At 62.1% G+C, this 22,767-nt stretch carries 24 protein-coding genes; 13 read left to right on the top strand and 11 right to left on the bottom strand.

Features of this window, described 5'->3' with window-relative positions:
- Positions 1 to 2: 2 nt before the first annotated feature.
- The 4 genes from G7048_RS23910 to G7048_RS23895 form a co-directional block, all read right to left on the bottom strand.
- Positions 3 to 1,391: a TolC family outer membrane protein gene (locus G7048_RS23910; protein ID WP_166070526.1), complete on the bottom strand. Its 1,389-nt coding sequence runs from the start codon at positions 1,389 to 1,391 to the stop codon at positions 3 to 5.
- A 135-nt stretch (positions 1,392 to 1,526) separates the two neighbouring features.
- On the bottom strand, positions 1,527 to 1,868 hold the full coding sequence (locus G7048_RS23905; RefSeq protein ID WP_166070525.1) for a rhodanese-like domain-containing protein: 342 nt from the start codon (positions 1,866 to 1,868) through the stop codon (positions 1,527 to 1,529).
- 29 nt (positions 1,869 to 1,897) lie between these two features.
- Positions 1,898 to 2,608, bottom strand: coding sequence for a protein-L-isoaspartate O-methyltransferase (locus tag G7048_RS23900; RefSeq protein ID WP_166070524.1), 711 nt, complete (start codon positions 2,606 to 2,608; stop codon positions 1,898 to 1,900).
- 46 nt (positions 2,609 to 2,654) lie between these two features.
- Entirely contained in the window at positions 2,655 to 3,305 is a 651-nt protein-coding gene (locus G7048_RS23895; protein WP_166070523.1) for a TetR/AcrR family transcriptional regulator, read from the bottom strand.
- A gap of 139 nt (positions 3,306 to 3,444) precedes the next feature.
- On the opposite strand from G7048_RS23895, the gene msrA reads away from it, so the two are divergent.
- The 5 genes from msrA (at position 3,445) to G7048_RS23870 (ending at position 9,061) form a co-directional block, all read left to right on the top strand.
- A complete protein-coding gene (gene msrA / locus G7048_RS23890) occupies positions 3,445 to 3,990 on the top strand; it encodes a peptide-methionine (S)-S-oxide reductase MsrA (protein ID WP_166070522.1) in 546 nt (181 codons plus the stop codon).
- A gap of 75 nt (positions 3,991 to 4,065) precedes the next feature.
- The gene (locus tag G7048_RS23885) at positions 4,066 to 4,467 is read left to right on the top strand and encodes a hypothetical protein (protein ID WP_166070521.1); all 402 of its coding nucleotides are present in this window, start codon (positions 4,066 to 4,068) and stop codon (positions 4,465 to 4,467) included.
- Positions 4,468 to 4,647: 180 nt separating this feature from the next.
- The gene (locus tag G7048_RS23880; RefSeq protein ID WP_205750311.1) at positions 4,648 to 6,738 is read left to right on the top strand and encodes a TonB-dependent receptor domain-containing protein; all 2,091 of its coding nucleotides are present in this window, start codon (positions 4,648 to 4,650) and stop codon (positions 6,736 to 6,738) included.
- 370 nt (positions 6,739 to 7,108) lie between these two features.
- The gene (locus tag G7048_RS23875; protein ID WP_371747594.1) at positions 7,109 to 8,017 is read left to right on the top strand and encodes a hypothetical protein; all 909 of its coding nucleotides are present in this window, start codon (positions 7,109 to 7,111) and stop codon (positions 8,015 to 8,017) included.
- Positions 8,018 to 8,119: 102 nt separating this feature from the next.
- On the top strand, positions 8,120 to 9,061 hold the full coding sequence (locus G7048_RS23870) for an AEC family transporter (RefSeq protein WP_166070520.1): 942 nt from the start codon (positions 8,120 to 8,122) through the stop codon (positions 9,059 to 9,061).
- Positions 9,062 to 9,085: 24 nt separating this feature from the next.
- Here G7048_RS23870 and pdxH read toward each other — a convergent pair whose 3' ends face one another.
- The 3 genes from pdxH to G7048_RS23855 all read right to left on the bottom strand — a co-directional run bounded on the left by pdxH (position 9,086) and on the right by G7048_RS23855 (position 11,053).
- Positions 9,086 to 9,736, bottom strand: coding sequence for a pyridoxamine 5'-phosphate oxidase (gene pdxH, locus G7048_RS23865; RefSeq protein ID WP_166070519.1), 651 nt, complete (start codon positions 9,734 to 9,736; stop codon positions 9,086 to 9,088).
- Positions 9,737 to 9,793: 57 nt separating this feature from the next.
- Positions 9,794 to 10,330 carry a superoxide dismutase family protein gene (locus G7048_RS23860; RefSeq protein ID WP_166070518.1) on the bottom strand — a complete coding sequence of 179 codons (537 nt, stop codon included), beginning with the start codon at positions 10,328 to 10,330 and terminating at the stop codon, positions 9,794 to 9,796.
- Positions 10,331 to 10,459: 129 nt separating this feature from the next.
- The gene (locus tag G7048_RS23855; RefSeq protein ID WP_166070517.1) at positions 10,460 to 11,053 is read right to left on the bottom strand and encodes a gamma-glutamylcyclotransferase; all 594 of its coding nucleotides are present in this window, start codon (positions 11,051 to 11,053) and stop codon (positions 10,460 to 10,462) included.
- Positions 11,054 to 11,127: 74 nt separating this feature from the next.
- Here G7048_RS23855 and G7048_RS23850 point away from each other — a divergent pair, with 74 nt between their 5' ends.
- Entirely contained in the window at positions 11,128 to 11,667 is a 540-nt protein-coding gene (locus tag G7048_RS23850) for an OmpA family protein (protein WP_166070516.1), read from the top strand.
- 99 nt (positions 11,668 to 11,766) lie between these two features.
- Here G7048_RS23850 and G7048_RS23845 read toward each other — a convergent pair whose 3' ends face one another.
- Both G7048_RS23845 and G7048_RS23840 read right to left on the bottom strand, forming a co-directional pair.
- Positions 11,767 to 12,042 (bottom strand): type II toxin-antitoxin system RelE/ParE family toxin, encoded by a 276-nt coding sequence (locus tag G7048_RS23845; RefSeq protein WP_166070515.1) that lies wholly within the window; start codon positions 12,040 to 12,042, stop codon positions 11,767 to 11,769.
- A 2-nt stretch (positions 12,043 to 12,044) separates the two neighbouring features.
- A complete protein-coding gene (locus G7048_RS23840; protein WP_371747593.1) occupies positions 12,045 to 12,617 on the bottom strand; it encodes a hypothetical protein in 573 nt (190 codons plus the stop codon).
- Positions 12,618 to 13,022: 405 nt separating this feature from the next.
- Here G7048_RS23840 and G7048_RS23835 point away from each other — a divergent pair, with 405 nt between their 5' ends.
- Complete coding sequence (locus G7048_RS23835) at positions 13,023 to 14,714, top strand: ankyrin repeat domain-containing protein (protein WP_166070514.1); 1,692 nt, start codon at positions 13,023 to 13,025, stop codon at positions 14,712 to 14,714.
- Between the two features lie 21 nt (positions 14,715 to 14,735).
- Here G7048_RS23835 and G7048_RS23830 read toward each other — a convergent pair whose 3' ends face one another.
- The gene (locus G7048_RS23830; RefSeq protein ID WP_166070513.1) at positions 14,736 to 15,773 is read right to left on the bottom strand and encodes a LacI family DNA-binding transcriptional regulator; all 1,038 of its coding nucleotides are present in this window, start codon (positions 15,771 to 15,773) and stop codon (positions 14,736 to 14,738) included.
- A 179-nt stretch (positions 15,774 to 15,952) separates the two neighbouring features.
- Here G7048_RS23830 and G7048_RS23825 point away from each other — a divergent pair, with 179 nt between their 5' ends.
- From G7048_RS23825 to eda, 6 genes are all read left to right on the top strand, one after another.
- A complete protein-coding gene (locus G7048_RS23825; RefSeq protein ID WP_205750310.1) occupies positions 15,953 to 16,516 on the top strand; it encodes a gluconokinase in 564 nt (187 codons plus the stop codon).
- 39 nt (positions 16,517 to 16,555) lie between these two features.
- A complete protein-coding gene (locus G7048_RS23820; protein WP_166070512.1) occupies positions 16,556 to 17,080 on the top strand; it encodes a TRAP transporter small permease in 525 nt (174 codons plus the stop codon).
- Between the two features lie 30 nt (positions 17,081 to 17,110).
- On the top strand, positions 17,111 to 18,391 hold the full coding sequence (locus G7048_RS23815) for a TRAP transporter large permease (protein WP_166070511.1): 1,281 nt from the start codon (positions 17,111 to 17,113) through the stop codon (positions 18,389 to 18,391).
- Between the two features lie 67 nt (positions 18,392 to 18,458).
- Entirely contained in the window at positions 18,459 to 19,478 is a 1,020-nt protein-coding gene (locus G7048_RS23810; RefSeq protein WP_166070510.1) for a TRAP transporter substrate-binding protein, read from the top strand.
- A 301-nt stretch (positions 19,479 to 19,779) separates the two neighbouring features.
- Positions 19,780 to 21,585 (top strand): phosphogluconate dehydratase, encoded by a 1,806-nt coding sequence (gene edd, locus G7048_RS23805; RefSeq protein ID WP_166070509.1) that lies wholly within the window; start codon positions 19,780 to 19,782, stop codon positions 21,583 to 21,585.
- Complete coding sequence (gene eda, locus G7048_RS23800) at positions 21,576 to 22,241, top strand: bifunctional 4-hydroxy-2-oxoglutarate aldolase/2-dehydro-3-deoxy-phosphogluconate aldolase (protein ID WP_166070508.1); 666 nt, start codon at positions 21,576 to 21,578, stop codon at positions 22,239 to 22,241. Before edd ends, eda begins: the two co-directional genes overlap by 10 nt.
- A 78-nt stretch (positions 22,242 to 22,319) precedes the next feature.
- Here the strand turns inward: eda and gloA are convergent, their stop codons facing one another.
- A complete protein-coding gene (gloA, locus tag G7048_RS23795) occupies positions 22,320 to 22,736 on the bottom strand; it encodes a lactoylglutathione lyase (protein ID WP_166070507.1) in 417 nt (138 codons plus the stop codon).
- Positions 22,737 to 22,767: the final 31 nt, after the last annotated feature.

The raw sequence follows: 22,767 nt of genomic DNA, 5'->3' as shown, positions 1-22,767 counted from the left end.
GCTCACTTGGCGAGCAGGCCATCGACCTTGGCGATGTCCTCTTCGCCCAGAATGCCTGCCGCCTGACGCAGCTTGAGCTGGCCCATCAGCACGTCATACCGCGCCTTGGCGAGATCGCGTTGGGTCTGGTAGAGCTGGCTTTGCGCGTTGAGGATGTCGATGTTCACGCGCACACCAACCTGGTAGCCCAGCAGGTTGGCATCCAACGCGCTCTTGCTGGAGGTGACTGCGGCTTCGAGCGCCTTGACCTGTCCCATGCCCGATTGCACGCCCAGATAGGCGGCGCGTGAGGCCTGCGCCACGGTGCGTCGCGCGTTGTCCAGATCGGCCTGCGCCTTGTCTTCCAGCGACAACGTTTCCTTCACGCGGTTCTGCACGGCAAAGCCTGCGAACAGCGGCACATTGAGCGCCACGCCCACGCTGGCGCTGGTGGCGCGCGAATGCACGAACGGTTGCGAAGTCATGCCGTTCGGATTGCGTTGCATGCCGTAGCTGGCCTGCAGGTCGACCGTGGGCAGATGGCCGGTTTCGGCCTTCTTGGTTTCAAGGCGCGCCACGTCGAGCGCGATCTGCGCTTGCCGCACGGCGGGTTGTGTGGACTCGGCTGTGTCCACCCATTGGTTGAGATCGGCGGGCTCGACGGCGGGCAGGTTGACGGGCTGCGCGAGCGGCAGCGGCGAGATGCCTGCATGGCCGACGATCTGGTCGAGCGCGAGCTTCTTCACCTGCAGATCGTTGGTGGCCGCGATCTCTTGGGCGCTTGCCAGATCATGCCGCGCCTGCGCTTCGCGCGAGTCGGTGATGGTGGCGTTGCCGAGTTCGAAATTGCTCTTGGCGGCGGCGAGCTGTTCGGAGATGGCCTTCTTCTGCGCCTGCACGACGTTGAGCGTGTCCTGCGCGGCCAACACGTCGAAATAGGCCTGGCTCACGCGGATCAGCAGATCCTGATCGGCGGCATCCATCTGCGCCTGTGCGATTTCCACGCCACGCTTGCCTTGCTCGAAGGTGATGCGGTTGGCCGGGCGAAACAGCGGCTGGCTCGCGACGATGGCGGCTTGCTGCGACGGGCCGTGCAGATCGAAGTCCCGCGCTGTCTGCGTGGATGTCTTCACGCGGTATTGCGTGTGCGCGGTGCTCACGCCGGCCTGCGCCGCAACGCTGGGCAACAGACCTGCACGGGCCTGCTCGGCGCGGCTCACCGTCGCGTCATATTGGGCCTTGGCCGATTGCCAGGGGGCATCGTAGCCGCGGGCTTGTTCCACCAGTTCGAGCAGGCTTTGCGCGTTGGCGGTGGTGTTGAATGCGAGCGCACCGAGCAGCGCAGCCGTCGACAGGCACAGCTTGTGCAGCGCGAAGGGCGCGCGGGGCGAAAAACGTTGGGGAGAGGGCATGATGTCCTTCCAGCAAATCGGCATGACGAAACCGGACCGCGAGGCGCAACCCATGCGCCGTCGCAGGACGGAGGAACGGAAAAACTGCTCGTTGCGATCCGGGAGATCCGGGCGCGGCGACTCGATACTCGGTACTCAGTAGCGCGGCACCGATGGGGCCAGCTCTTCTGACCATGCATCGATTCCGCCGGTGATGTTGGCGACATGCTCGAATCCCTGATGGTCGAGAAAGCCCGCCACACGCAGGCTGCGCATGCCGTGGTGACACAGGCACGCCACGGGACGTGCGGGGTCAAGCTCGGCAAGTCGGGCGGGAATCTCGCCCATCGGGATCGCTACGAGTTCAAAGTCCGCAGGCGTGACGCTCGCGGTCTGCAGTTCCCACGCTTCGCGAACGTCCAGGACCAATGGACGGGCTCCCTCGGGTGCTGCGGCGATCCAATCGGCGAGCTGGGCGGGGCGAATGTGGGCAATCATGCTGGTTTCCTGAGAAGGAGAAAGACGAATCAGAACTTGAAGGACGATGGCTCTGCGAATCCCTGCAGGCGTGGAACGATGATGTCCCATGGCTCTGTCACTTCGAAGCTGCTGCCCTTGCGAGTGACCACGGTGGTGCGCATCATGGGTTCCTGGCCCACGACGGCCACGAGGCGGCCGCCTTCGGTCAGCAGGGCGAGCAGGCTCTTGGGCACTTCGGCGATCGAGCCGCTGACCATGACGACGTCGAACGGGCCGTCCTTGCTCAGGTCCTGCGAGCCGTCGGCCATGCGGACTTCCACATTGGTGATGCCGGCAGAGCGCAGGTTTTCCTTGGCGAACTCCACCAGATCGGCGTTGATTTCAAGCGACAGCACTTGCGAGCCGCTGCGGCCGAGCAGGGCGGCCATGTAGCCGGAGCCGGTGCCGATTTCGAGCACGCGGTCGGTGGACTTCACGGCGGCGTCCTGCAGCATACGGGCCTCGACGCGCGGAGGCATCATCACTTGACCCGTGCGCTCGGCTTCTTCGACCGATGCGTTGAGCGGGATTTCGATGTCCATGAAAGCCATGGAGCGATACGCGATGGGCGCGAACTCTTCGCGGCGCACCTCGGTCATCAGGTCGAGCACGTCCTCGGCCAACACGCGCCATGGGCGGATCTGCTGCTCAATCATGTTGAAGCGAGCCTGTTCCACGAGGTTGGTGGTGTCGGCGGGCGAGTTCAAAGGCATGTTCATGGGGTACTCCGAATTGCGGACTTCTGGATCAGACAAACCTCTGATTTTAGGCCGCCCGCGGGCGCAAGCCCACCAACAGGTTTTCTGCGTGCATCCGCAGGTATTTTTGAGGGTCGAATTTCGATGGGTCCACCATGCAGATCATCTTGGACGAGTGCATGAGCTGGAGCTGCATCAGCGGTGCTTCGAACAGATAGATCGCATAGTCGAGATCGAGCTCGCGGAACTCGCCCGAATCCATGCCGAGCTTGAGAATCTTGCGGATCAGCTCCTGCGCGGGCACCACCACTTCGTTGCGGTAGAAGAGGGCGATCTCGGGGAAATTGTTGGCCTCGGACATCATCAGCTTGCCCAGGCCGTTGGCCTTGGTCGCTCCGATGCGCTCCCACCAGGCGTTGAAGGCGTACTCGATCATCTCGCTGCAGGTGCCGCTGAAGGTGACCAGCTCGGCCTCCCATTCCTCGAAACGGCCCGAGATGTTCTCGCGCACCACGGCCTTGAACAGCTCTTCCTTGCTCGGGAAATACAGAAACAGCGTGCCCTTGGAGACCCCGGCGCGGGCTGCGACCTCGTCCACCTTGGTGGCGGCATAACCCTTCTCGACGAACAGGTCCAGCGCGGCCTCCAGCAACTCACCGGGACGCGCTTCCTTGCGGCGGCCGCGTTTGGTGGTGGAGTTGTCGAGGGATTCGGACATGGACACGGGACTGAAAGGAAGAAGGGTGGAAAAGTTAATGACTGACTGGTTAGTAATATAACAACCTCATTTTCCGCCGTCAAATGGTTGGGCCACATAATTCAGGTCGACTCCATTTCCAGCGAAGGGCGGCAACATCATGAGCAACGAACAAAACATCATTCTGGGCGGTGGCTGCTTCTGGTGCACCGAGGCCGTGTTCGACCGCGTGAACGGCGTGACCGACGTGGAAAGCGGCTACGCGAACGGGCAGGTCGATCATCCAACCTACGAGCAGATCTGCGATGGCGACACGGGCCATGCCGAAGTGGTGAAGCTGGCCTACGACCCGGCGGTGATCAGCCTGCGCCAGATTCTGGAAATTTTCTTCGCCACGCACGACCCCACGACGCTCAACCGTCAGGGCAACGATGTGGGCACGCAGTACCGCAGTGCGATCTATTACGTCAACGACGAGCAGAAGCAGGTGATCGACGACCTGCTGCGCGAGATCGGACAGGACAAGCTGTTTGGCGCGCCCGTGGTCACCGAGGTGGATACGCTCAAGAGCTACTGGCCCGCCGAGGACTACCATCAGGACTACTTTGTGCAGCACCCGAATCAGGGCTATTGCGCCTTCGTGGTCGGCCCCAAGGTCGACAAGTTCCGCAAGACTTTTGGCCAGCATTTGAAGCCCGGAGCCTGAAGCGCCTGATTTCCGCGCTATGCTCCTGCGCTCGCGGCTCAAGCAAGTGATTTGAGCCGTAGCTCATTTTTCTCGATGAACCCAACCCTTTCCCTGCGACAACGACTTGGCATGTGCTGGCTGATGCTGGCATTGGTGCTGTCGCCTGCGCTGGGGCTGGTTCACAAGGTGGTGCATGGATCAGGCGTGTCCACGCCTGCTGCGATCCATGCGGTCGTTGCCGATCTCGCTCAGGCCGATGCGCAGATCGCAGGGCCCACTCAGGATGTGGTGCACAGCCTGTTCGGCGCGCACACCAAGTCCGAGTGCGTCTTGCTCGACCAGATTGCGCTTGGCCACGCGCTGCTGGCGCATGCCTTGCCGGCAGTGCAGCCGCTGCCTGCGGCCATTCCCGTTGTCGATGTCTCCGTTGAGCCACTGGGCCAACATGCCGCGCCGTTCCGTGCGCGCGGCCCGCCCGCCGTGCTGCTGGCCTGAGTTCATCGACGCGACTTTCTTCGCTGATCCGCGCGAATCGATGGTGCCTGTTCGCTGAACTGGGGCTGATCTCCAAGCACGTTGCTGCAGGCCAAGCATGCCGCAGCCGCATCGATTCATTTCGTCCTCGCGTTCCCAAGCCCTGATGGCTGGACGTGAAGACGCATCCCGTTTCAAGCAATGAAGAACTCTGCTCAATCCCAGCAGGCGCACCCACACCTGCGTCTGCCACTGCGTCCACTTTCCGTCTCCATTTTTCTGATGTATGCCGCGGGCATGGGCGCAGCCGTCCATGCCCAGGACAAACCTGCCGAAGCATCCCAGTCGCTGCCCGAAGTCACGGTGTCATCGAGCGGACTGTCGCTCGGCGTTTCCGACATGACCACGCCCGTCAGCGTGATCGAGGGCGACGCGCTCGTGCGCAGCCGCGCAGCCACGCTCGGTGAAACGCTGGAGGGCGAGCCGGGCATCACCGGCAGCCATTTCGGCGCAGGCGCGAGCCGCCCTGTGATTCGCGGCATGGATGGTCCGCGCGTGAAGATTCTGTCGGATGGCTCCGAGATCCAGGACGCCTCGACCGTGAGCCCCGATCACGCGGTCGCCTCCGAGCCGCTGCTCGCCACGCAGATCGAAGTGCTGCGCGGTCCTTCTGCACTGATCTACGGCGCAGGAGCCGTGGGCGGCGTGGTCAATGTACTGGACAACAAGATTCCCACGGCGATCCCCGAAAAAGGCTACGAGGGCAGCGCTGAAGTGCGCTACGGCTCGGGCGCGAACGAAAAGGCCGGAGCCGTTTCGCTGACCGGCGGCGCAGGCAACATCGCAGCGCACGTCGAAGTCTCTGGCCGCAACGCGGGCGACTACAACGTCGGCAGCGGCTGGACGGGTGGGGGCAGTGTGCCGGGCAGCTTCAATCGCACGAGCGGCGGTAGCGTCGGCCTGTCGTGGATCGGCTCGCAAGGCTATCTGGGCTTTGCCGTCACGCAGCAGAATGCCAAGTACGGCCTGCCGGGACACAACCACGACATCGAAGGCTGCCACCCGCATGGCGATCATCTGCACTGCGGCTCGCACGATGGACATGAGCATGACCACGAAGAACACGCCGCTGGCGATGTGCCGGTCGTCGACATGCGCAGCAATCGTTTGGATGTGCGTGGCGAATTGCGCAACCCATTCGAAGGCTTCAGCGTGATCCGCATGCGTGGTGGGCTGACCGACTACCGGCACGATGAAATCGAAGACGGTGCCATCGGGACGACCTTCAAGAACAAGGCTTACGACCTGCGCGTGGAAGCCGAGCACCGGCCCATCGCTGGCTGGAAAGGCGTGCTGGGCGTGCAAACATCGCAACGCAAGTTCAGCGCAGTGGGCGAGGAGGCCTATGTGCAGCCGACCGTCACGCGCAAGACCGGGTTGTTCCTGCTGGAGGAGTACCGCATCGACAACTGGCGCTTCGAAGCCGCGCTGCGCCATGACCGCCAGACCACGGAAGCCGAAGACAGCCAGATCGAGCGCAACCACAACGGCACTTCGTTGTCGCTGGGGTCGGTGTGGCGCTTTCAGCCGGGCTATGCCGCAGGTCTGACCTTCAGCCGCGCAAGCCGCGCGCCGACAGCCGAAGAACTCTATGCACGCGGACTGCACATGGCGACAGCGACCTATGAAATCGGCAATGCGGATCTGCGCAACGAAGTCTCGAACAACTTCGATCTCTCGCTGCGCAAGACCAGCGGCCCGACGACCTTCGACGTGACCGCGTATCGCAACCGCATCAAGGGCTACATCTACGGCCGCACGCTGGATGCGCTCGATGGCGTGCAACTGCTGCAATACAGCCAGCGTGACGCGACCTTCACCGGCGTGGAAGCCAAGGTGCGCCAGCAGTTGGGCAAGTCGCTGGGGCTGACGGTGTTTGGTGACGTGGTGCGTGCCAAGCTCGACGACGGCAGCTATCTGCCGCGCATGGCTCCGGCACGACTCGGTGTGCGACTCGACACCCAATGGCGCGAGTGGGACGGCAATGTCGAATGGGTGCAGGTCGCTCGCCAGAATCGCGTGGCCGAGTTCGAAACGCAGACGCCGGGCTACGGCATGCTCAACATGGGAATCGCCTACAACGGCGGACGCGGCACGCAGCATGAGTGGCAGGTCTACCTCAAGGCCCGCAACCTGACGAACCGCCTGGCCTATTCGGCCACCTCGTTCATCAAGGACGCCGCGCCGCTCATGGGCCGCAACATCACGCTGGGCGCACGCGTGTCGTTCTGATGTCGCTCTGATCGGGCAGTGAAAGACGAAAGCGCACGGAAAGCCCGTGCGCTTTCGTGCGACAAGCCCTCGCTGCTACGATTCGGCCCCATGGCCTTTCTTGCCTCTCCTCGCTGCGTGCTGATTCAGCCGTCCGGTGCTTGCGGAGGTTCTGTCGTGCGCGCAGCGCTGGTTGCACGCGAGATCTGGCCATACCAGCCCGTCGCACATTCCCCCGCCCGGCGATAGGCAACCACCTCCCTCACAACACCACGCAGAACCACATCCATCGCCGGGCTCCAACGCTCTGCATTGCGGTGTGTTGCTTGGGCGCTGGCACAGCCACGTTCCCATTCCACCCGCACGATCCTGACAATCAAGGAGTGACGGCATGGATCACACAATGGAGTTCACCAAGCAGTTCCTGCGCGCCAAGAACCCGTGCGCGATGGGATTTCGTTGGTTTGTGCGCAACATCGACGATGGGGTTGGCTACCAGAAGGCACTCGATACGCTCGTGGAAGCCGGCCGCATCGAAGACGCGCTCTGGTTGATCAAGGCTTTCGGGCCGACCAACGACGTGCTCAAGCTCGACAGCCTCGAAGCCGATGCCGTGATCTTCGCGGGCACTATCGAAGTGCGCTCCGGCATCGATGTGAGCGGCATGCTCTACGCGGGCCGGTCGATCCATGCAGGCGGCGGCATCCGCTGTGGCGGCTCGATCACGGCAGGCGAAGACATTCGCGCGGGCGGCAGCATTTTCTGTGGCGAGCACCTGAAAACCGGCGGCAATCTGCGTGCCGACTGGGGCATCGACGTCGAAAAGTCCCTGACCTGCGGCGGCGACCTGCGCATCGCATGGGACCTGAACGTCAAGGACACCATCGAAGTGTGCGGCGGCGCAGTCATCGGCCAGGACCTGATTGCAGGTTTCAGCCTGCAATGCGACAAAAACCTGCGCGTCGGCGGTCATCTGCAAGCAGCCGATTCGGTACGCGCCGGGCAGGGCATCCAGGTCGGTGCGAGCATCGAAGCCGCCACCCACATCGAAGCAGGCTGGGGCATCCGCGCAGGCCAGTTCATCCACGTGCAAGGCGCCATCAAGGCAGGCGAAAGCCTTTCATCTGGAGAAGACATCCGCGCAGGCGAAGGCTACGGCGTATTCGCGGGGCTCAACGTCCAGGAACAATCCTGGGACTGCTGCGCGCAAGTGTGGGCGCAGCAACTGCCCGAAGGGCTGCGCAGTGGCCACTTTTCAGGGCCGAGTCCGTTTGATGGTGGGCATGCATGCGCTGCCTGAAAGAAATTCGCTGAGTCACTAGAATCAGCGGCTCTCGCGCTCCTTTATTGACACTGCATCGTTCGATGCGATGGTTCGCGATTGTCTGCGGCCATCTTTTTCATGCTCTCCTCCCTGATCCCCGTCCTCTTTTGCATCGCCCTTGGTTGGATCGTGGCGCGCATAGGCTGGGTGCGGGATGCGGCCATCAAGGATTTGAGCAATCTGGTGTTTCTGGTGCTCACGCCCGCGCTGCTGTTTCGCACGATGGGGCAGGTGCGGTTGCAGGAGCTGGATTTCAGGCCGGTCGTTCTCTACTTTGCGGCGGTGGCGATTTTGTTCATCGGCACCTTGCTGTTGCGCGGTTTTTCCAAGCGAGCGGCGGCCGAGGCGCTGTCGTGCGTGTTCAGCAACACGGTGATGATTGGGGTGCCGATCACGCAGTTCGTGTTTGGTGATTCGGCGTTGATCGTGTTGTTCACGCTGGTGTCGCTGCACTCGTTGATTTTGCTGACATCCGCCACGCTGATTTTCGAGCTGGCCGAAACGCGCGAAGCCACGGAGCGCGGCGATGCTGCTCCCAGACCGCTGTGGCGCACGCTGTTGCAGGCGGCGCGCAAGAGCATCATTCATCCGGTTCCGCTGCCGATTCTGATCGGGCTGATCTTTGCGCAGACGGGGCTGCAGTTGCCATCCGGGCTCGACAAGGGGCTGCAGATGATCGGCAATGCGCTGAGCCCGATGGCGCTGCTGCTGGTGGGGATTTCGCTGGCGTATACGCGTATCGGCAGCAATCTGCGCACGGCTTTGTCGATCTCGTTCGTGAAGAATCTCGTGATGCCCGCGCTGGTGCTCGCGATTGCGCCGCTGCTGGGCGTGACGGGCTTGCCGCTGGCGGTGATGTTCGTGATCGCTGCGATGCCCGTGGGCGCGAACGTGTTCTATTTCACGCAGCGCTATGGCGTGATGCAGCAGGAGGTTTCGGCGAGCATTGCCGCGTCGACTCTGCTCGCACTGGCGACCTTGCCAGTCGCCATCTACATCTCGCATGTGATCCAGCCCTGAGCGGCTCAGGGCTTGGACGAAACATCAGGGAGCGAGACGCTCGCGGATCCAGTTGTCGCCGTCGAGGCGGTACGAGAGGCGATCATGCAGACGGCTCTTGCGGCCTTGCCAGAATTCCCAGCGGTCGGGCACGAGGCGGAAGCCGCCCCAGTGCGGCGGGCGCGGCGGGTTGAGCATGAACTTGGCGCTGTACTTGGCGGCGTTTGCCACGAGCACGCTGCGACCTGAAATCACCTGGCTTTGCGGGCTGGCCCAGGCGCCGATGCGCGAGTCGAGCGGGCGGCTCTTGAAATAGGCATCGCTTTCCTCGTCGCTGACTTTTTCCACGCGGCCTTCGATGCGCACCACGCGTTCGAGTTCGACCCAATGAAATTGCAGCGCTGCGAAAGGGTTGCCCGCAATCTGCTGGCCTTTGCGGCTGTCGTAGTTGGTGAACCAGACGATGCCGCGCTCGTCATATCCCTTGATCAGCACGATGCGCGTGCTCGGGCGCATGTCGCCCGCGACGGTGGCCACAGTCATGGCGTTGGGTTCGGGCACCTCACCGGCGATGGCCTCGTTGAGCCATTGATCGAACTGCTTGAGCGGATCGCTCTGGGACGCGCCTTCGCTGAGTTCCGCGCGCTCGTAGCTCTTGCGCAGATCGGCGATATGAGAGGAGAGGGGAGTGGTCATGCGGCTATTGTGCCTTGGCAGACCACCCCCATTGGGCTTGAATGATGGCCTGGACGATTACTTGATCACGGCACAAGCCAGACGCGCACCCGCGTTGCCGGTGGGCTGGGTCTTGAAGTCGTCTGGATCGGCATGAACGATCAGGCCGCGACCGACGATGTTATTGGCTTGTCCGGCGGTCAGGTTCACGCCCTTGATTTCGGTATTGACGCGCGCGATGCCGCTGGCGTCCGCGATCAGGCTGGGCAAGTCACCCCCGTGATGCGCGTCCGAGCCATATTTGCCGTGGGCAGAACCCGAGGGGTTGAAGTGGCCACCAGCGCTCATGCCGTCGCCGCTGGAGCAGTCACCCTTGTCGTGGATGTGAAAGCCGTGTTCCTTGTTGGGCTTCAGGCCGGTGATCTGACCCGTCACGAGCACGGTGTTCGCCGCCGTCTGCATGAAGCGCACCGTGCCCTTGGTTTCGTTGCCGCGTGTGGATTCCAGCTCGGCCGCAGCCTGTGGCTTGGCCGGGTTGGTGGCGGTGGACGAGCAGCCAGCCAGAGTGAGCACCGCAGCAGCGGCAGCAAGAGTGAGACCGAATCGCATGGACATATTGAATTAACCTCTTGTTACGTTGTGAACGGAAGGGTGGGCGGCAAACGCCCGGCCATTCGACGAATCAGCGAATCAGAAAATCAATCAAAAAGTCACAGCGTTTGCACTGCACGCCACATCGTCGCATCAAGTTTGCTGTTTGGGAAGACTCAGCAAGCGCGCCAGCCCCCGGTCTTCGATGCCCATCTGCAGCAGTTGCTCATGCGTGGCGAGGGCGTAGTCATGCGTCGTGCCGAACTTGCCGGTGGCTTCGGCAAAGATGCGGCAGTACTCGTCGTCGCTGAGTACCCCTGTGTGGTTTGGGCTTTTTCGTGACAGCGTGAAGGCCAGCGATTTCACCGGCCCCTCGCTCGTATGGCAATCGAGCCAGCGCGGGTCATAGACGCCCATCACCATCTCGCGTTGCCACAGATTGATCATCACGGTGTGGCCATGCGCCTTGTCCACCCGAAAGATCACGCCCTTGCAACTGCCGCCCGACAACATGCCGAAAACCAGGCCGGGACATTCGGGTGTGCCGCGGTTCACGCGGCTCCACATCTTGAGCGCGCGATGCCAGCCGAAGACCTTGGCGTCACGTTTTTCAACAAATTCAAAATCCGGCCGCCAGATCAGCGAACCGTAGCCAAATACCCACAAATCTTCGTTGCCACCCCATTCATCGAGGGCTCTTTCGAGCATCGGGGCAGGGTCGCGGATCGGGGCTGGCGTCGTCGGCATGTCAGTCACTCTACAATTGACGGGTTTTGTCCGACCAACATATCACGAAATATTTATCAACGGAGTCTCAACGCATGTCCTTCAACTCTAACGACGACGACAGCCAACAACGCTTTGCCCTTGGTTTCCTCTTTGCCCTGATCGCCCTGGTGGTTTCGACCGTCGTCGGCGTCGTGGTCTACAAGCGCGGCATCGCCCACGCACCCGCCAAGCCAGCGATCGTGAAGACGGTCGAAGTCACCACCATCGGCGCAGGCGGCAATGTGATCGCCGAAGACGCAGCGTCCGTCATCGTGATGGACAACGGCGTGGTGAAGTTCTTCTTCGCATCCGGCAAGGCTGAGGTCGCCGCTGGTGCCAACACCGCTCTGGTCGAAGTGATCAAGGGCGTGGTCGAAGGCGGCAAGCGCGCATCGATCTCCGGCTACCACGACGCCACCGGCGATCTGGTCAAGAACCAGGAACTCGCCAAGCTGCGCGCCATGGCTGTGTCCGATGCGCTGAAGTCGCTGGGCGTGGCAGAAGACAAGATCGAACTGAAGAAGCCAGAGCAATCGCAAGCATCCGGCTCGAACGCCGAAGCGCGCCGCGTGGAAGTGACGCTGGTGCAGTAAGCGCTTGATCTGAACTCCAGACACTGGAGTTCATTGCACAGAAACTCGGCCCGAACAAGCCGGGTTTTTTGTTGCCTGAAGCCTTTGGTTGCCCCGAATTCAAGGCCACTGTCGAGCGGCATGCAGCACGCGAATCACAAGCAATGCCCCGTCGTCCTCAATCTGATAGACGATCACATAGTTGGGTCGCACCACGATCTCACGAGTGCCGTGGACGCGACCCGGTTTGAACAGCTTCGGGTTGCGAGCGGCCAATTCGACATGTCTCGACAAATCCTCATCCAACGCGAGTGCGGCAGAGGGATTGTCTTGCGCGATGTAGTCGAAGATGGCTGCCCGATCGGCCACGGCCATGGGCCGCCAGACGATCGTCATCCTTAGTCGCTCGTGCGTGTGGGTTCAAGCAGTGCGCGGACTGCTTCGCGCTTGGTTGCAAAGCGGGTCTCGACGGCCTCGTTTGCAACATCAGCACTTGGATCATCAAGGCTGGCTTGCACCTGGCTGCGAAACCACGAATCAAATGCAGCTGCTTCGTGTGCTCGCTTCAATGCTTCCGAACGGTCAGGGCGTTCGGTTTTCACCGCATGCTGATCGAAGAGCGACGTATCGACTTCGAAGCGGGTGATGCCCAAGTCGCCCAGGTAGGCGACCAAAGTCTCCAGTTTGCGGAATATCCGTACCTTGCGACTGCGTTGTGCCGCGAGATAGCACTGCTTGGTGCTGTACTTGACGAACAGACTCCAGCCATTGCCTTCGCCGACGACATGCGTGCTTTGAATCGCCCCGGCGTCTGCGAGGTGAGAGAGCGTGCTGTGGTCGATCGTTTCGGGCATTTCATCACCTTGCAAACAGCCGTCGCACTTTGGAACAGTGCGATCAATTATCGTGAGTCTAGGCGAATAACTATAAATTGCAAGAAGCTCTCCATCCCGAACGGATGGGGTGGTCATGGATTGCGTGCTCATGTCGGGCCTTGAGAGTTGGCGTGAACAAACCTTGTGACAGAAGAGCGGTTTTGGGGAATCCGTTTGGCGCAAACGATCTGCAGAAATGACTTTGCTATCGTATGCGGCATGAGCTCATACCCCATCGCTTTTCACGACGCAGGCAGTGCATCCCTTGATGATCCAACGGCCTTGGCTCATATGGACGCCATCTGGCAAGAGAACGTTCGGCAGATGGCGGAATGCGCTGAAAGCCGAGGGTGGGAGGTGGAGGGGCCAGCGCGCGAGGCGGGTTTGTCGTCCTTGAAGCTGCAGGTACTTGAAAAGCGAATGGGTCGATCCATACCTCCGCAGTTTCGCTGGGCGATCGAGCAGTCTGCTGAGTGGCGCCTCCGTTGGAGCTGCTATGACATGCTGGATTCGCCTCCCAGCAAATTGCAGCATTGCAGCAATGGCGGCATATACAACGCGGTCTGGACCGGGCACGGGCTCGACGAGATGCAGGACAGACTCAAGAGCTGGGTTGAAATGCACGCCAGGTGGACCGAAGACTATGAACTGGGTGCTCAGCTGATCGCTTTCTGGGGAGCGCACTTTGCTTTTACCCATTTGCCCAACGGTGACATGCTTGCCATCGACACCCGCAACCCTGATCCGCGGCAGCAAGGCGTGCGCTACTTCAGCCATGAAGAAGACGGCCCGCACGGAGAGTTGATGGCGGTTGATTTCTTCACCTTCATCAGCCGCTGGACGGCGCTGGGTTGCGTCGGCTCCGAATGGTGGGGATGGCTTCCGTTCATGCGCGAAGTGGGCGAGAAGCACAACGAGTTCGATCTGAACGGCAAACTCGCGCAGGCGTGGCGCGACTGGTTGCACAAAGACCCCGACGTGATTGAGCCGGGCGCAGCACCCAATCCGGTTCCAGCACGCGCAGAAGTCGATTTGGCCTTGATTCTGAGCGCTGGAAAAAATCGACTGGATCTGGTTGAGCAAGCATTGTTCTTGGGAGCACAGCCTGATGCTGTGGATGTTGGCCTGCTGCCCGACTCAGAACTGCATTCGGGATACGACAAGGACGAAACTCCGCTGACGCTGGCTGCCCAGCACAACAACATCGAGATGATGGAGGCGCTGCTGAACGCGGGTGCTTCACTTGCGCCGCACATTCTGCTGGTGCAGAAACTCCTGCTGCACACGGGCTATGAAGACTATTCCAAAGCGTCCACAGTGCTCTGGTTGATCGAGCACGGCGCACGCCTCGATCCTTGGCCCACGGACCGCTTCAACGCCCTGCATCGTCTGCAGGACAACATCGAGATCAGCGAGGAGCAGTACCTCACGCTGCTCGACGCCATGATTGCGCGCGGGTGTGATGTGAACATTCCTTGGGACCCGGAATCGTCAGAAGCAAAAACCACGTTGCTGATGCGCGCCAAGGAAAAGGCGCAGGTGCGACTGCTGAACGCCGGAGCCGATCCGAGCTTGCGCGATCTGCGTGGCCGCACTGCCATGCACTTCGCTGAATCAAAGGGACAGATCGTGCTGTTGCAAAAGCACGGGCTGGACATCAATGACCTGTCAACTCCCGAACCCGGAGAGGTGGCAGAAGGCGCCGTGGCCAATCGCCCGATTCAGTACGCGCTGATCAGCGCCGAGCAGGAAGCACCGACGAAGACCATCAGCGCGATGCTGGACCAAGGCGCGGACCCCGCGCTGCCCGATGGCCTGGGCCGCAACGCATGGTGGTATTGCTCCCATGTCGAATGCGCCAAACGGCTGCAACTGCGATTGCCATTCGATCCAGCGATGCGCGATGCGAGCGGCGGCACGGTGCTGCATCGTCTGGTGCAATATCACCAGCTTGTGCACGGCAGCTCGATACCGCTGCTGGAATGGTGGGTGCAGCGTGGTCTCGACATCAACGCGCAAGATGCGAACGGCAAAACCGCGCTGCATTGGATGGCGACCTTCCACGAGGGTGGCTACAGGGACGACAGCATTCGCGCCTTGTTGGCACAGGGCGCGCGCTGGGATGTGACGGACGCTGCGGGCAAGACTCCGCGCGATCTGCTCAGGTCGCAGTTCCGGAACAAGGAATGGTGATGTGAGCGCTTTTCGTGCGGCTCAGGTGCTTTCGCGCACGACCAGTTCGTAGGTCAATTCCACCGCATACGACTTGGGAGTCTCGCCGCGCATCATGTCGAGCAGCATCTTCGCGGCCGCTTCGCCCACTTGTTTGCGCGGCGTGCGCACGGTGGTGAGCGGCGGCACCATCTGGTCGCTGCCGGCGAGATCGTTGAAGCCCGCCATCGCCACGCGGCCAGGCACGGGAACGCCGAGGCGGTTGGCCGCCAGCAGTCCGCCCTGTGCCAAGTCGTCGTTGCAGAAGAAGACGGCATCGACATCGGGATGCTGCGCGAGCACGTCTTCAAACAGACGACCGCCGAGCGCCATGGAGGAGGGCTCCGGGCTCAGCAATTCGAGTCGTGGATCGTAGAGACCTGCGTTCTTCAGCGCGCGTCGGTAGCCTTCGGCGCGTTGCATCACGCGCGGATCGAGCTGGGCTGCGGCAAAGGCGATGCGGCGATAGCCCTTGTCCAGCATGAGTTGGGTGATGGCGGCACCGGCTTCGGCCTGCGAGAAGCCAACGCACCCCACGTTCGGTGCCTTGCTGATCTCCATCATGTGAACGCAGGGCACGCCGCTGCGGGCGATGAGCTGGCGTGCGGCTTCGCTGCGGTCAAAGCCGGTCACCAGCAGACCCGCAGGGCGCATGGGCAGATAAGTGCGCAGCAGCAGTTCTTCCTCGGCGGTGTCGTAGTGCGTCACGCCGATCAGCGGCTGAAAGCCCTGCGGGAACAAGGTGCGGTGAATCGATTCGAGCACGTCCACGAACAGGTTGTTCGACAGCAGCGGCACCAGCACCAGCACCTGCGTGCTGCGTTGCGAGGCGAGGGCGCGTGCGGCGGGGTCGGGCACGTAGTGGAGTTCGTCGACCGCTTTGCGCACGCGCTCGACCAGTTCCTTGTCCACGCTGCGCTCGCCACGCAGGGCGCGTGAGACGGTGATCGGGCTGACCTCTGCCGCTCGCGCCACGTCGGCAAGGGTGACGCGACCGCTGGCGCGTCGGCTTCGTTTCGGGGCGGAAGAGGCGTCTGACAAGGGTAACTCCTAGGGCGGAACACTGTTGATTGTGAATTAAGATAGCGCTATCCAAGCAAGTTCGCTGGAAATATTTACACCCAAAGATGGATTCTCTGCAGAGGGAGCAGTCGATGAAGCCGGTTTCTGGCGGGTCGGCTTTTGATGACTCTCAGGGATCGATCTTCTTTTTTTGAATCATGCAGGATAGCGCTATCCAACAATCAAGCCACCCGGCCATCGTCGTGATGGGCGTGTCGGGCTGCGGCAAGTCGAGCGTGGCCGAGGCCTGCGCCAAAGCGGTGGGCTGGCAGCTACTGGAAGGTGACGCGTATCACCCGGCGGCCAACATCGAGAAGATGTCGGCCGGCGTTGCGCTCACCGACGACGACCGCGCGGGCTGGCTCGACCAGCTGGCCGAGCTGATCAAGCCGCAGGCCATCGCTCAGGCAGGCAAGGGCGTGGTGCTGACCTGCTCGTCGCTGCGCCGCAAGTACCGCGACCGGCTGCGTGCCGCCAATCCGGACATGGGGTTTGCGTTTCTCGATCTGAGCTACGACGATGCGCTCTTGCGCGTGCAGCAGCGCCCCGGCCATTTCTTTTCGCCCGCGCTCGTGGCCAATCAGTTCGCCACGCTGGAGCGTCCGGTGGACGAGCCCGATGTGCTCACGTTGAACGCGACGCTGCCGATTGCCGAGTTGCAGGCGCAGGTCGTGGCTTGGGCCGAACGCATGCACTGGGTTCAGGCAGCGCCGCGCGCCTGAGCACCAGCTACAGATACACACCAGGAAGGATCAGGAGACATGACCACTCCACACTCCAACAACGATACCAATGAAGGCACTGCCGAGCGCAAGCCGCTGATCAAGCGCCTTGCCGAGCACTTCATGGTCGCCGCGCTGGCGGGCATGGTGATTGCCGTGTTCGTGAACGTCGTGCTGCGCTATGTGTTCGCGACCAGCATCGTGTCGTACGAGGAAATCTCGCGCCTGCTGTTCGTGTGGCTGGTGGCGGTCGGTGCCATCGTCACGGCGTTCGAGGGCAAACATCTGGGCTTCGACATGCTGACCGCGCGCGTCAAAGGCACGCCCAAGAAGCTGCTGTTCTGGTTCAGCCAATTGCTGGTGGCAGCCTGCATGGTGCTGCTGCTGATCGGTTCGTGGGAGCAGGTGAAGGCGGGCATGGATAGCTACAGCACGGTGCTCGGTTATCCGCTCGCGCTGGGTGCTGCGGCCACGCTGGTGCTGGCGGTGGGTTTGCTGGTGGCACTGGTGGTGGATCTGCGCCGCGGCGAGCCGCCCGTGAGCGAAGGCGCGGAAGTTGAATAAAGAGATGACGCCCAAGAAGGAAACAACAACATGATCGTCACCCTCATTTTTCTGGCTGTGCTGATTGGCGGCATGGTCATCGGCATGCCGATCGCGCATGCGCTGATCCTCACCGGTGTCGCGTTGATGTGGCACCTGGATTTCTTCGACTCGCAACTGCTGGCGCAGAACCTGCAGGCGGGCTTTGACAACTTCCCGCTGCTGGCCGTGCCGTTCTTCATTCTGGCGGGCGAGCTGATGAACGCGGGCGGGCTGTCGCGCCGCATCATCGATCTGGCGCGCGCCTTCTGCGGCCACATCCGTGGTGGTCTGGGCTTTGTGGCGATTGGCGCAGCCGTGCTGCTGGCGTCGATGTCGGGCTCGGCGATTGCCGATACCGCCGCGCTGGCAACGATTCTGCTGCCGATGATGCGCGACCAGAAATATCCGCCGAGCTACAGCGCGGGCCTGCTGGCTTCGGGCGGCATCATCGCGCCGATCATTCCGCCGTCGATGCCGTTCGTGATCTACGGCGTGACGACCAATACCTCGATCAGCAAGCTGTTCCTCTCGGGCGTGGTGCCGGGCCTGATGATGGGCGTGTTCCTGATCGCCGCCTGGTGGCAGATCGCCCGCAAGAACGATCTGCCCGCCATGCCGCGCGTGGCGTGGGGTGATCGCATGAAGGCGCTGCTCAACAGCTTCTGGGCCATGATGATGCCGGTGATCATTCTGGGCGGCTTGAAGGGCGGGGTGTTCACACCGACCGAAGCGGCCGTGGTGGCAGCGGTCTACGCGCTGTTCGTGTCGATGTTCGTGTATCGCCAGCTCAGTTGGAGCAAGCTGTACGACGTGTTCCTGAACGCGGGCAAGACGACGGCGGTGGTGATGTTCCTGTGCGGCGCGGCCACGGTGACGGCCTACATGATCACGCTGGCCGATCTGCCCAACATGCTGGCCGAGAGCTTCTCGGGCGTGATGGGAAGCCCGATCTGGTTCATGACGCTGATGATGATTTTCCTGCTGGTCGTTGGCACGGCCATGGATCTGACACCGACCATTCTGATCTTCGGCCCGGTGTGCGCACCGCTGGCCGTGAAGGCGGGCATCGATCCGATCTACTTCGGTTTCATGTTCATCTATGTGGGATCGATCGGCCTGATCACGCCGCCTGTCGGCACGGTGCAGAACGTGGTGGCAGGTGTGGGACGTCTGCGCATGGAGACCGTCATCAAGGGCACGACGCCGTTCCTCATGATGTATGTGCTGCTGCTGATCCTGTTCATCATCTTCCCGCAGATCGTCACCGAGCCACTCAAGTGGATGCATTGACACTGACGATCCCCACCGCTTTTTCCGCCTGACCCATCCTTTTGTTTTGACCGAGGAGATAACACCCATGCGAATCAAATTCACCCTCTGCGCGCTGGCCGTTGCCGCCGTCGCTTCCACCACTGCGGGCTTTGCCCAGGCGCAGGATTTCAAGCCACGCATCGTGCGCTTTGGCTTCGGTCTGGTCGATGAATCCAACCAGGGCCGCGCCGTGCGCCTGTTCGCCAAGGAAGTCGAAAAGGCCACCGGCGGCAAGATGAAGGTGCGCGCCATCGGCAACGCATCGCTGGGTTCGGACACGCAGATGCAGCAGGCGCTGATCGGCGGCGCGCAGGAAATGATGGTCGGCTCCACCGCCACGCTGGTGGGTCTGGTGCCTGAAATGGGCATCTGGGACACGCCATTCCTGTTCACCACGGCCAAGGAAGCCGACACGGTGCTCGACGGTCCCACGGGCGACAAGGTCAAGGCCAAGCTCGAAGCCAAGGGCATGGTCGGGCTGGTGTATTGGGAAAATGGTTTCCGCAACCTCACCAACAGCAAGCGTCCGGTCACCAAGGTGGAAGACCTGAACGACGTGAAGCTGCGCGTCATGCAGAACAACGTGTTCCTCGACAGCTTCAAGGCACTGGGCGCAAATGCCGTGCCGCTGCCGTTCTCCGAGCTGTTCACGGCGCTGGAAACCCGCGCGGTCGATGGTCAGGAAAACCCATACAACACGGTGCTGTCCAGCAAGTTCTATGAAGTGCAGAAGTACCTGACGGTGACCAACCACGTCTACAGCCCCTGGATCGTCACGGTGAGCAAGAAGTGGTGGGACACCCTGAGCCCCGCCGAAAAGAAGGTGCTGCAGGACGCCGCCATCAAGAGCCGCGAATTCGAACGCAAGGACACCCGCGAAGAAGCTGCCAAGGCGCTGGCCGATCTGAAGACCAAGGGCATGCAGGTCAACGAGCTGTCGTCCTCCGAAGTGAACCGCATGCGCGAAAAGCTCACCAGCGTGAACGCCAATATCGCCAAGTCCGTGGGCCAATCCACGTGGGACGAAGTGAACGCCGCCGTGAAGGCCGCGCGCGAGCAGAAGTAATCACCGGTCGAAGGAACTCTTTCTTTGCTTGGGCTCCGCGACGCATGTCCGGGCCTGTGTGGACTCGAAGAGTTCCCGTGCCGAGGTGACGATATGGGGCCTCATGCGTCGTTGCGAAGCCTTGCCGTACAGGCGGTACTGTCTGCGTCTTCGCGTCTAGCCTGAGGCCCCATCTCGTTATTGTGGTGAGTGAATCCTGCACTGCGCACTCTGCGCAGAGGGTTGAAAAGTCCACTTGCTCGCATCGTCATTCGTCGGCCTTACGATTGACGTCATCAGATAGAACAAAAAGGCAAGCAACATGTCAGTACATCCCACCGTTGAAGCCGTCACCCGGCGCATTCGCGAGCGCAGTGCGGACACCCGCCGCGCCTATCTGGAGCAGGTCGAATTTCATTCCGGGCGTGATCGCGGTGCGTCGCGTCTGGGCTGCGCGAACGTGGCGCACGCGTTTGCGGCCATGCCGGGCAACGACAAGCTGCGCGTCGTCGCGGCCAAGTCGCCGAACATCGGCATCGTCACGGCCTACAACGACATGCTCTCGGCGCACGCGCCGCTGCAGCACTATCCCGATCTGATCAAGGCCGAAGCCCGCCTGCATGGCGCGACGGCGCAGGTCGCGGGCGGCGTGCCTGCGATGTGCGACGGCGTGACGCAGGGCGCGCCCGGCATGGAGCTGTCGCTGTTCTCGCGCGATGTGATCGCGATGAGCACGGCCGTGTCGCTCTCGCACGATGTGTCCGATGCGGCGCTGATGCTCGGCGTGTGTGACAAGATCGTGCCGGGTCTGCTGATCGGCGCGCTGCAGTTCGGCCATCTGCCCACCGTGTTTGTGCCTGCCGGACCGATGACCTCGGGCCTGTCCAACAGCGCCAAGGCCAAGGTGCGCGAAGAAGCGGCGCAAGGCCTCGTCGGCCGCGACAAGCTGCTCGACGCGGAAATGCACGCCTACCATTCCGAAGGCACTTGCACCTTCTACGGCACGGCCAACAGCAACCAGATGCTGCTCGAAGCCATGGGCCTGCATGTGCCCGGAACCGCCTTCATCAACCCCGGCAACGAGATGCGCGCAGAGCTGACTCGCGAAGCCACGCGCACCGTGCTGCAGAAGGATTGCCCGCCCATCGGCAAACTGATCGACGAACGCGTGATCGTCAACGCCATGGTCGCGCTGCTGGCCACGGGCGGCTCCACCAATCACCTGATCCACTGGGTGGCGGTGGCGCGCGCTGCGGGCATTGTCATCGATTGGGACGATTTCTCGGCGCTGTCTTCCGTCGTGCCGCTGCTCGCCCGCGTCTATCCGAACGGCAGCGCGGACGTGAACCAGTTCCAGGCCGCTGGTGGCCCAGGTTATGTGATCCGCGAACTGCTCGACGGTGGCTTCATGCACGCCGATGTGCTGGCCGTGCGCGCAGGCGGCATCCGTGAATTCACGCGCATTCCCGAAGAGAGGGAAGGGCGCTTGCAGTGGCAGGACAGCGGCGCGTCGGGCGACGAGTCCGTACTGCGTCCGCATACCGCGCCGTTTCAGGCAACGGGCGGACTCATGCTGCTCAAGGGCAATCTGGGCCGTTGCGTCATCAAGGTGTCGGCGGTGCCCGAAGACCGTCACATCATCGAAGCGCCTGCCAAGGTGTTCAGTTCGCAGGCTGCTTTGCAGGACGCATTCCAGAACGGCGAACTCGATCGTGATGTGGTCTGCGTGGTCCGCTGGCAGGGCCCGCAAGCCAACGGCATGCCCGAACTGCACAAGCTCACGCCGCCGCTGGCCGTGTTGCAGAACAAGGGATTTCGCGTGGCGCTGGTCACCGATGGGCGCATGAGCGGAGCCTCGGGCAAGGTGCCTGCGGCCATCCATGTCAGCCCTGAGGCTTTGGCTGGCGGCCCGCTCGCCAAGGTGCTGGACGGCGATATGATTCGCCTCGATGCTGTCGCTGGTACGCTCGACGTGTTGGTGCCGGCCGATCAATGGCAGAGCCGCCCCAACGCAACTCCCCCCGCATCCGAACTCAAGGCCAACGGCCACGGCTGGGGTCGCGAGTTGTTCGCCGGTTTCCGCCGCAATGCGCTCAGCGCAGAAGAAGGTGCTTGCACATGGCTGTAGAACTCAAACAACTCCCAACCCAACTGACCGCACTCGACGTGATGAGCGACGCGCCCGTCATCCCGGTCATCGTTCTCAACAACGTCAGCGACGCCGTCCCGATGGCCAAGGCCTTGGTGGCTGGTGGCATTCGCATGCTCGAAGTGACACTGCGCACACCGCAGGCACTGGCCTGCATCGAAGCCATCGCGCGTGATGTGCCCGAAGCCGTCATCGGCGCAGGCACCGTGCGCACGGCAGCCGATGCGAAAGCCGCCGCCGACGCAGGCGCGCGCTTTGCCGTGAGCCCCGGGTTCACCGAAAAGATGGCGCAGGCCGCCCAAGATGCCAAGCTCCCCCTGTTGCCCGGCGTAGCCACCAGCAGCGAAGTGATGATGGCCCGCGAAGCAGGCTTCGATCACCTGAAGTTCTTCCCCGCCCTGCAGGCAGGCGGCATCCCCATGCTCAAGGCCTGGCAAGGCCCGTTCTTCGACGTGAAGTTCTGCCCGACAGGCGGCGTGTCGCCCAGCAACGCGGCAGAGTTTCTGATGCTGTCCAATGTGATCTGCGTAGGCGGCTCGTGGCTCGTTCCCGCCGATGTGGTGGCCGCCAAGGACTGGGCGCACATCACGCGTCTGGCGTGGGATACGGCGCTGCTGCGTCCGCGCAATAGCTGATCCAACCGGCAACGAAAAACGGCGATGTGCCCAAAGCGCATCGCCGTTTTGTTTTGGCTGAAAGATCCGAAAGAATGATCAGCGCAGACCCGTGCCCGCGCCTTGATCCTCTTTCCTTTCGATCAATTCAATTTTGTAGCCATCAGGATCCGTCACGAACGCGATCACAGTCGAGCCGCCTTTGACGGGACCGGCTTCGCGCGTGACGTTGCCGCCGTTGGCCTTGATCTTCTCGCAGGCCGCATACGCATCGGGCACGCCCAGAGCGATGTGACCGTAGGCGGTGCCCATGTCGTAGCTTTCGGTACCCCAGTTGAAGGTCAGCTCGATCTCGGCCTGGCCGGGGTTGCCGCCTTCGTAGCCGACGAACGCCAGCGAGTACTTGTACTCGGGGTTCTCGGACGTGCGCAGCAGCGTCATGCCAAGCACCTTGGTGTAGAAATCAATAGAGCGCTGGAGATTGCCAACGCGCAGCATCGTGTGGAGTAGTCGCATGGCGCTATTTTGCCGCCATCCCGTGAGAGAT

Source organism: Diaphorobacter sp. HDW4B (genome assembly GCF_011305535.1).
Taxonomy (GTDB): Bacteria; Pseudomonadota; Gammaproteobacteria; order Burkholderiales; family Burkholderiaceae_C; genus Diaphorobacter_A.
The sequence above is the reverse complement of the archived record's forward strand: the minus strand, read 5'-3'. Positions and strand labels throughout refer to the sequence as shown.

What these genes read in the sequence shown, in the direction of transcription:
- edd (WP_166070509.1), top strand. Translation starts at nt 19,780, where the DNA reads ATGTCAGTACATCCCACCGTTGAAGCCGTCACCCGGCGCATTCGCGAG.
- G7048_RS23825 (WP_205750310.1), top strand. Translation starts at nt 15,953, where the DNA reads ATGCAGGATAGCGCTATCCAACAATCAAGCCACCCGGCCATCGTCGTG.
- gloA (WP_166070507.1), bottom strand. Translation starts at nt 22,736, where the DNA reads ATGCGACTACTCCACACGATGCTGCGCGTTGGCAATCTCCAGCGCTCT.
- eda (WP_166070508.1), top strand. Translation starts at nt 21,576, where the DNA reads ATGGCTGTAGAACTCAAACAACTCCCAACCCAACTGACCGCACTCGAC.
- G7048_RS23835 (WP_166070514.1), top strand. Translation starts at nt 13,023, where the DNA reads ATGCTGGATTCGCCTCCCAGCAAATTGCAGCATTGCAGCAATGGCGGC.
- G7048_RS23860 (WP_166070518.1), bottom strand. Translation starts at nt 10,330, where the DNA reads ATGTCCATGCGATTCGGTCTCACTCTTGCTGCCGCTGCTGCGGTGCTC.
- G7048_RS23910 (WP_166070526.1), bottom strand. Translation starts at nt 1,391, where the DNA reads ATGCCCTCTCCCCAACGTTTTTCGCCCCGCGCGCCCTTCGCGCTGCAC.
- G7048_RS23880 (WP_205750311.1), top strand. Translation starts at nt 4,648, where the DNA reads ATGAAGAACTCTGCTCAATCCCAGCAGGCGCACCCACACCTGCGTCTG.
- G7048_RS23850 (WP_166070516.1), top strand. Translation starts at nt 11,128, where the DNA reads ATGTCCTTCAACTCTAACGACGACGACAGCCAACAACGCTTTGCCCTT.
- G7048_RS23885 (WP_166070521.1), top strand. Translation starts at nt 4,066, where the DNA reads ATGAACCCAACCCTTTCCCTGCGACAACGACTTGGCATGTGCTGGCTG.
- G7048_RS23845 (WP_166070515.1), bottom strand. Translation starts at nt 12,042, where the DNA reads ATGACGATCGTCTGGCGGCCCATGGCCGTGGCCGATCGGGCAGCCATC.
- G7048_RS23815 (WP_166070511.1), top strand. Translation starts at nt 17,111, where the DNA reads ATGATCGTCACCCTCATTTTTCTGGCTGTGCTGATTGGCGGCATGGTC.
- G7048_RS23895 (WP_166070523.1), bottom strand. Translation starts at nt 3,305, where the DNA reads ATGTCCGAATCCCTCGACAACTCCACCACCAAACGCGGCCGCCGCAAG.
- G7048_RS23875 (WP_371747594.1), top strand. Translation starts at nt 7,109, where the DNA reads ATGGATCACACAATGGAGTTCACCAAGCAGTTCCTGCGCGCCAAGAAC.
- G7048_RS23820 (WP_166070512.1), top strand. Translation starts at nt 16,556, where the DNA reads ATGACCACTCCACACTCCAACAACGATACCAATGAAGGCACTGCCGAG.
- pdxH (WP_166070519.1), bottom strand. Translation starts at nt 9,736, where the DNA reads ATGACCACTCCCCTCTCCTCTCATATCGCCGATCTGCGCAAGAGCTAC.
- G7048_RS23840 (WP_371747593.1), bottom strand. Translation starts at nt 12,617, where the DNA reads ATGACCACCCCATCCGTTCGGGATGGAGAGCTTCTTGCAATTTATAGT.
- G7048_RS23810 (WP_166070510.1), top strand. Translation starts at nt 18,459, where the DNA reads ATGCGAATCAAATTCACCCTCTGCGCGCTGGCCGTTGCCGCCGTCGCT.
- G7048_RS23905 (WP_166070525.1), bottom strand. Translation starts at nt 1,868, where the DNA reads ATGATTGCCCACATTCGCCCCGCCCAGCTCGCCGATTGGATCGCCGCA.
- msrA (WP_166070522.1), top strand. Translation starts at nt 3,445, where the DNA reads ATGAGCAACGAACAAAACATCATTCTGGGCGGTGGCTGCTTCTGGTGC.
- G7048_RS23900 (WP_166070524.1), bottom strand. Translation starts at nt 2,608, where the DNA reads ATGAACATGCCTTTGAACTCGCCCGCCGACACCACCAACCTCGTGGAA.
- G7048_RS23870 (WP_166070520.1), top strand. Translation starts at nt 8,120, where the DNA reads ATGCTCTCCTCCCTGATCCCCGTCCTCTTTTGCATCGCCCTTGGTTGG.
- G7048_RS23855 (WP_166070517.1), bottom strand. Translation starts at nt 11,053, where the DNA reads ATGCCGACGACGCCAGCCCCGATCCGCGACCCTGCCCCGATGCTCGAA.